Genomic DNA, 6,153 nt, shown 5'->3' with positions numbered 1-6,153 from the left:
AGTAGAGCGTATCGGTGGCGGGATCGTAGCTCGGCCCCTCGCCGAGCTGGCAGACGTGATCGGAAAAAACCGAAACGATCGCTTCGCTCATCCTGCTTCTCCGAACACCGCATCCCAGGCCGCGACGGCAGCGTGCGCACGCGCGGCCACCTCGTCGACGCTCATGCCCGGCTTGAACAGGCTGGAGCCCAGACCAAAGGCGGTCACGCCGGCAGCCTTGTAGCCGGCAAAATCTTTTTCAGAGACACCGCCGACGGCGCCGACCAATGTCTGCGCCGGCAACACCGCGCGCATCGCGGAAATACCGCCGGTGCCCAGCACGCTCGCCGGGAAGAATTTCAGGGCCGAGGCGCCGAGTTTGATCGCCAGGAAGGCTTCGGTCGGCGTGAACACGCCGGGCATCGTCACCATGCCGTAATGCATGGCGCGCGCCATCACCTCGGCATCGATGTTGGGACTGACCAGCAGCCGCCCTCCGGCCTGGTGCAAGCCATCGACATCGGCCGGCGTCAGCACCGTGCCGGCGCCGACCAGCGCCGTTTTCGGCAGCACTTGGACGATGCGGGCGATCGACGAGAACGGTTGCGGTGAGTTCAGCGGCACTTCGATCGCCTCGATGCCGGCGTCGAACAGCGCCTGGCCCATGGCCATCGCCTCGGTGGGCTTGAGCCCGCGAAGGATGGCAACCAGGCCGCGCTTGAGTTTTGGAAACGGTGCGGTCTGGCTCATCGGGCAACTCCAATTCTGGCGATCATGCCGTTCTCGCGCGCCGCCTCGACGAGACCGGCACGCACTGCCTCGTCGGCGTCGACGGCCCGGAGCTCAAGCCCAGCAAGCCCAAGTGCGGCCTGGTAGAGTGCGGCCAGCGCGCCGGAGGCAATCAGCACCACGGGTTCGGCGCCGGCGCCATGCCGGCGGCTGGCGGAGGCGATCTCGCCGCCGATCAAAAGGCCGGACAGGCAGGCGGCGGCATCGTCGGCTTTCAGATCCTGCAGCAGGCCGGCGGCCCGGATCGAAAACAGTCGCGAGGTGATATCGCCGCCTTCGCCCAATGCGGTTTCGCACCAGCGGCGGAAGAACGGATTGTCCGATGTGACGGGCTTCGGATGTTCGCCGAGCGAATGGCGCAGGATCGAGTGCGCGGCAAGCACGGAAAACAGCTCGCCGGTCGGCCAGGTGCCGAAGCCGGTAACGGCGCCATCCTCGACCAGCACCCATTTCGAATGGGTGCCGGGCATGCAGACCAACTGGCGCCCCCTGGCCGGCAGGCCGGCGCCGGCAAGCTGGGTTTCCTCGCCGCGCATGACGTCGGGCGCGTCAGTCAGCCGCTGGGCCAGACCCGGAACGATGCGGATGTCACGGCTCTGTCCGGGCACGCTGGCGGCGCCCGCAAGGATGGCGGTAAGCGGCGCCGGCACGGTGACATAGGGCGCTTCGAGCCAGCCCTGGCGGGACCCGGCCATGCCGCAGATGATGACGGGCAGCGCCGCTGGTGCTCCCATCGCCGCCAGATGCCCTTCGAGGATGGTCGAAAAGCCCTTTTGCTGCGCGGTGATCAGGCCGTCATCGCCGCGGCGTTCGGCAAGCATCTTGCCTTGCCCGTCGATCAGCCAGACCCGCATGCGGGTCGTGCCCCAGTCGACGGCGGCGACCGCCGGTGCGTTGCCGGCTTGGCTCACAGGAAACCTCCATCGACGATCAGCATCTGCGCCGTCAGCATGCGCGAAGCGTCCGAGGCCAGGAACAGCACCGTGCCGACGATGTCGTCGGGCTGCATCACCTGTTTTATGCACTGCTTGGCGACATGGGCGGCAAGCCCCTGTTCGGTCACCCAGAGCTCCTTCTGCCGCTCGGTGATCACCCAGCCGGGTGCGATGGCGTTGACGCGGATGCCGTCCACACCGAGCTTGCCGGCCAGCCCCTTGGTCAGACCGAGGATACCGGCCTTGGCGGCCGTGTAGGAGGGCATGTCGGGGTGGTTGATCAGATAGGACGTCGAGGTGAAGTTGATGATCGAGCCGCCGCCGGCCCGCTTCATGCCCGGCGCCACCGCTTGCGCGGTGAAGAAATGCGGCCTCAGATTAATGGCTTGGTTGTTGTCCCAGAACTCGACCGTCACGTCTTCGACGGCGTGGCGTTCGTCCCAGGCCGCATTGTTGACCAGCACGGTGACATCGCCGTGCGCCTCGGCAGCCTTCGCGGCGGACGCCCGCAGGGCCTCGACATCGCGCAAATCGGTCTTGAGGTAGAGCGGCCGGCGGCCGAATTCTTTCTCGATGCGGTCGGCAAGAGCTGTGCTTGGGCCGTCGGCGATGTCGATGAAGGCGACATTGGCGCCCTGGCGCACAAAACCCTCGGTCAGTGCCGCGCCAATTCCGGAGCCGCCGCCGGTGATCAGCACCGAGGCTCCTTCGAGGTCGGCAAAATGCGCCGATGGCATCATCGTTGTTGTCTCCCAGCGCATGACCCCGAAAATCGGATCGATTTTCGGAAAGGGATCATGCGCAAATGTTAAATGCTACAGCGTCCTTTGCGCGTCTTGAAAGACGCGCGGCGCCGTAGCGTGATCGGCGCGCATCCTAGCCACGCAAGGCGCGCGGGCAAGGGCGAACCGCCGAATTTCAGGGCTTATGTCAGACAAAACGACAATGCGCCGCACCGGATGCGCACGGCAGCACCGTCGGGGTTGGGGATCTCGGAGGACCGCCGGTCAGATCGCCTTGGCGCGCAGGGCGCCGCGGAAGGAATCGCGGAGATAGCCGAGCGTGGCGTCGGCATCGACCGGCTTGCCGAACAGATAGCCCTGTCCGCCGGCGCAGCCAAACTGGACCAGGCGATCGGCCTGCGCTTCCTGCTCGATTCCTTCGGCGACGACGTCCATGCCGAGCCCTTCGCACATTGCGAGGATAGCGCGGATGATGTGTTCCGACGGCCTGTCGTCGAGAATGGAGGAGACGAAGGCGCGATCGATCTTGAGCTTGTCGAAATGGAATTCGCGCAAGCGGCCGAGCGAGGACTGGCCGGTGCCGAAATCGTCTAGCGAGACGCGGATGCCGACGCGGCGCAGATCCTCGACGATCTGCGCGGCCGAGGCCGGGTCGTTCATCAGGCCGGTCTCGGTGATCTCGATCTCCAGCCGGCGCGGATCGAAGCCGGTGCGGTCGAGGATCGCCAGTATGTGCAGGCCGGTGTTCTGGTCGACGAGCTGCGAGGGTGACAGGTTGAACGACAGGAACAGGTCCTTCGGCCAGCTTCTGGCGGCCTCCGTCGCCTTGCGCAGCACCAGCTGCGACAACGGGCCGATGATGCCGCGCTCCTCGGCGATGGGAATGAAGACGGTCGGCGGCACGGAACCCAGGTCGCGGTCGGTCCAGCGCGCCAGCGTCTCGAAGCCGATGGTGCGGCGCGTGGCGAGATCGACGATGGGTTGGAAATGCGGCTCCACTTCGCCGGCCGAGACAGCCCGGCGCAGCGCCTGTTCGATGCGGGTGACGCGCTTGGCCGCTTCTTCCATCTCACGGGTGTAGACGACGACGCGGCCACGGCCGGAACGCTTGGCGTGGTAGAGTGCCGTCTCTGCCTTGTTGATGAGGATTTCCGTGGTCTCGTCGCCCGAATAGAACAACGAGCAGCCGACCGAGGCCGAAAGCCTGGCGGTGCGTTCGCCGACATCGTAGGGCGCCGACAGGATCTCGATCAGCATGCGCGACTTTTCGGCCGCAGCGTCCTCGCTGAATACCATCGGATAGAGAAAAGCAAATTCGTCGGCGCCGATGCGGCAGACCGTGGAATAGCCGTCCATAGAGGCGCGCAGCCGCATCGCGACCTGGATCAGGATGTCGTCGCCGGCCTTGTGGCCGAACAGATCGTTGATCGGCTTGAAGCCGTCGAGGTCGAGAATCCCGACGGTAAAGGGCGCGGGATCGTCGGCTCGGTCGGCGATCAGCCGATCGACCTTGTCGAAGAAGCGGCGATGGTTGCCAAGCCCGGTCAACGGATCGGTGAATGCCAGATCCGTGCTCTCCCTGTTTGCCTGACCGGTGCCAAACGAAGTTTGCATCGGTGTCCCTGTTTTGTGACTTCGGAATTTATTTTCAGACTGGCAGCAAACCCTTTAGGAAACGTATCGCGAAATCGATTTTCCATGGGCAACCGCGACCTGTTTCGAAGGATCGATGTGAGGTGTGCATTCGGGCTCAAGGAACAACGAGGACGCGCAGCCTGGCTCCTGTCACGGAATGACCGGCAGGGCCGAGCTTGCGACTTGCTGATGCCAATCTTCAAAAGGTCGCGATTGGCAGACGGGCAGTGAGCCTGTACAGGCAGGACAGTCGCCCATCAGAGCCGCCGGAGACCCGCCATGAAGCTGAAAATCGCCGTCCAGATGGACCACATCTCCACCGTGTCGATCGCCGGCGACACCTCGTTCGCGCTGTCGCTGGAAGCGCAGCGGCGTGGCCATGAGCTGTTCCACTACACGCCGGATCGGCTGTCGTTGCGCGACGGCAAGGTGTTTGCCCGCATTGAGGAGATGCAGGTGCGCGACGAGAAAGGCAGCCACTATTCGCTGGGCGAGAAGGTGCGCACCGATCTGTCGGAGATGGACGTCGTCCTGCTGCGCCAGGATCCGCCCTTCGACATGAACTACATCACCACCACGCACATCCTGGAGCGCATCCACCCGAAGACGCTCGTGGTCAACGACCCGGCCTGGGTGCGCAACAGCCCGGAAAAGATCTTCGTCACCGAATTTGCCGACCTGATGCCGGACACGCTGATCACCAAGGATCCACTCGAAGTTGCCGCCTTCCGCAAGGAGTTCGGCGACATCATCGTCAAGCCGCTCTACGGCAATGGCGGCGCCGGCATCTTCCATCTGCTGGAGGGCGACCGCAACCTGGCCTCGCTGCTGGAAATGTTCGGCCAGATGTTTCGCGAACCCTATATCGTGCAGCGCTATCTCAAGGACGTGCGCAAGGGCGACAAGCGCATCATCCTGATCGACGGCGAGCCGGTCGGCGCCATCAACCGGGTGCCCGCCGAACATGATTCCCGCTCCAATATGCATGTCGGCGGCCGCGCCGAAAAGACCGAGCTGACGGCGCGCGAACGCGAGATCTGCGCCCGCATCGGGCCGTCGCTGAAGGAGCGTGGCTTCATCCTGGTCGGCATCGACGTCATCGGTGACTACATGACCGAGATCAATGTCACCTCGCCGACCGGCGTGCGCGAGGTCAAACGCTTCGGCGGCGCCGACATCGCCAGCCTGTTCTGGGACGCGGTCGAGGACAAGCGCGGGTAAGCCGTTTTCATTTTGTCTTAACCATGTTCCGTTTTTGCAACCGCGCTCAATTCGGCTGCAACCCACGCGCTCACATGTTCCCGTAATGTTCTTGATTTGACCGAGGATTTGTGATTGTCTGCCCGTGGGGCCATTTCTTGGCCATCGCGTGGGTTGTGGCCTGGGGGCAAAGAAATGGTGGCGCGGGTTCGCACGGTCGCTTTCCAGGGCATCGAGGCCGTGCCGGTCGATGTGCAGGTGATGATCGCGCCCGGCAAGGTCAACATGCACATCGTCGGCCTGGGCGACAAGGCGGTGGCCGAAAGCCGCGAGCGGGTGCAGGCCGCACTGCATGCTTCAGGCCTGTCGATGCCGTCGAAGAAGGTCACGGTCAATCTGGCGCCGGCCGACCTGCCGAAGGAAGGCAGTCACTACGACCTGCCGATCGCGCTTGGCCTGATGGCTGCCCTTGGCGCCATTCCGGGCGACATGCTGGCCGGCTATGTCGTACTTGGAGAATTGTCGCTCGACGGCACGATTGCCGCGGTCGCCGGCGCCTTGCCGGCGGCGATCGCCGCCAATGCCGAGGGCAAAGGCCTGATCTGCCCGTTCGCCTGCGGACCTGAGGCGGCCTGGGCTGGAAAGGATTTCGACATTCTGGCACCGCGCAGCCTGATTGCCATCGCCAATCATTTTCGCGGCACGCAGGTGCTGTCGCGCCCCGAGGCCGGCATCCACGCCGCCGCGCTGGATTTGCCCGACCTCGCCGACATCAAGGGCCAGGAGACCGCCAAGCGGGCGCTGGAAGTGGCGGCCGCCGGCGGGCATAATCTTCTCATGATCGGCCCGCCCGGCTCGGGCCAATCGATGCT

Annotated in this window: 6 protein-coding genes and 1 pseudogene; 2 read left to right on the top strand and 5 right to left on the bottom strand. The window is 64.6% G+C overall.

From position 1 onward, the window contains the following. From EN884_RS40290 to EN884_RS21825, 5 genes and pseudogenes are all read right to left on the bottom strand, one after another. Positions 1-91, bottom strand: a pseudogene (locus tag EN884_RS40290) (SMP-30/gluconolactonase/LRE family protein); the annotation flags it as partial. Next, complete coding sequence (locus EN884_RS21840; protein WP_063169670.1) at positions 88-729, bottom strand: 2-dehydro-3-deoxy-6-phosphogalactonate aldolase; 642 nt, start codon at positions 727-729, stop codon at positions 88-90. The pseudogene EN884_RS40290 and the gene EN884_RS21840, both read right to left, overlap by 4 nt. Continuing rightward, complete coding sequence (locus tag EN884_RS21835; protein ID WP_063169669.1) at positions 726-1,679, bottom strand: 2-dehydro-3-deoxygalactonokinase; 954 nt, start codon at positions 1,677-1,679, stop codon at positions 726-728. Before EN884_RS21835 ends, EN884_RS21840 begins: the two co-directional genes overlap by 4 nt. Further along, positions 1,676-2,443: an SDR family oxidoreductase gene (locus EN884_RS21830; protein WP_063169668.1), complete on the bottom strand. Its 768-nt coding sequence runs from the start codon at positions 2,441-2,443 to the stop codon at positions 1,676-1,678. The genes EN884_RS21835 and EN884_RS21830 overlap by 4 nt, the downstream gene beginning before the upstream one ends. A gap of 267 nt (positions 2,444-2,710) precedes the next feature. Further along, positions 2,711-4,060, bottom strand: coding sequence for an EAL domain-containing protein (locus tag EN884_RS21825; RefSeq protein ID WP_013528600.1), 1,350 nt, complete (start codon positions 4,058-4,060; stop codon positions 2,711-2,713). Between the two features lie 300 nt (positions 4,061-4,360). Between EN884_RS21825 and gshB the strand changes: the two genes are divergently transcribed. Next, positions 4,361-5,302, top strand: a complete 942-nt coding sequence (gshB, locus tag EN884_RS21820) for a glutathione synthase (RefSeq protein ID WP_013528601.1) — start codon at positions 4,361-4,363, stop codon at positions 5,300-5,302. 174 nt (positions 5,303-5,476) lie between these two features. Continuing rightward, positions 5,477-6,153 (top strand): magnesium chelatase domain-containing protein (locus EN884_RS21815; protein ID WP_164895099.1); only part of this gene is annotated, 677 nt, incomplete at its 3' end.

The sequence above is a fragment of the Mesorhizobium sp. M7A.F.Ca.AU.001.01.1.1 genome (assembly GCF_004022735.1).
Classification (GTDB): Bacteria; Pseudomonadota; Alphaproteobacteria; order Rhizobiales; family Rhizobiaceae; genus Mesorhizobium; species Mesorhizobium ciceri.
This window is presented reverse-complemented; position numbering and strand designations above follow the sequence as displayed.

Coding starts and splice junctions, on each gene's coding strand:
- EN884_RS21825 (WP_013528600.1), bottom strand. CDS start 4,060: ATGCAAACTTCGTTTGGCACCGGTCAGGCAAACAGGGAGAGCACGGAT.
- gshB (WP_013528601.1), top strand. CDS start 4,361: ATGAAGCTGAAAATCGCCGTCCAGATGGACCACATCTCCACCGTGTCG.
- EN884_RS21840 (WP_063169670.1), bottom strand. CDS start 729: ATGAGCCAGACCGCACCGTTTCCAAAACTCAAGCGCGGCCTGGTTGCC.
- EN884_RS21830 (WP_063169668.1), bottom strand. CDS start 2,443: ATGATGCCATCGGCGCATTTTGCCGACCTCGAAGGAGCCTCGGTGCTG.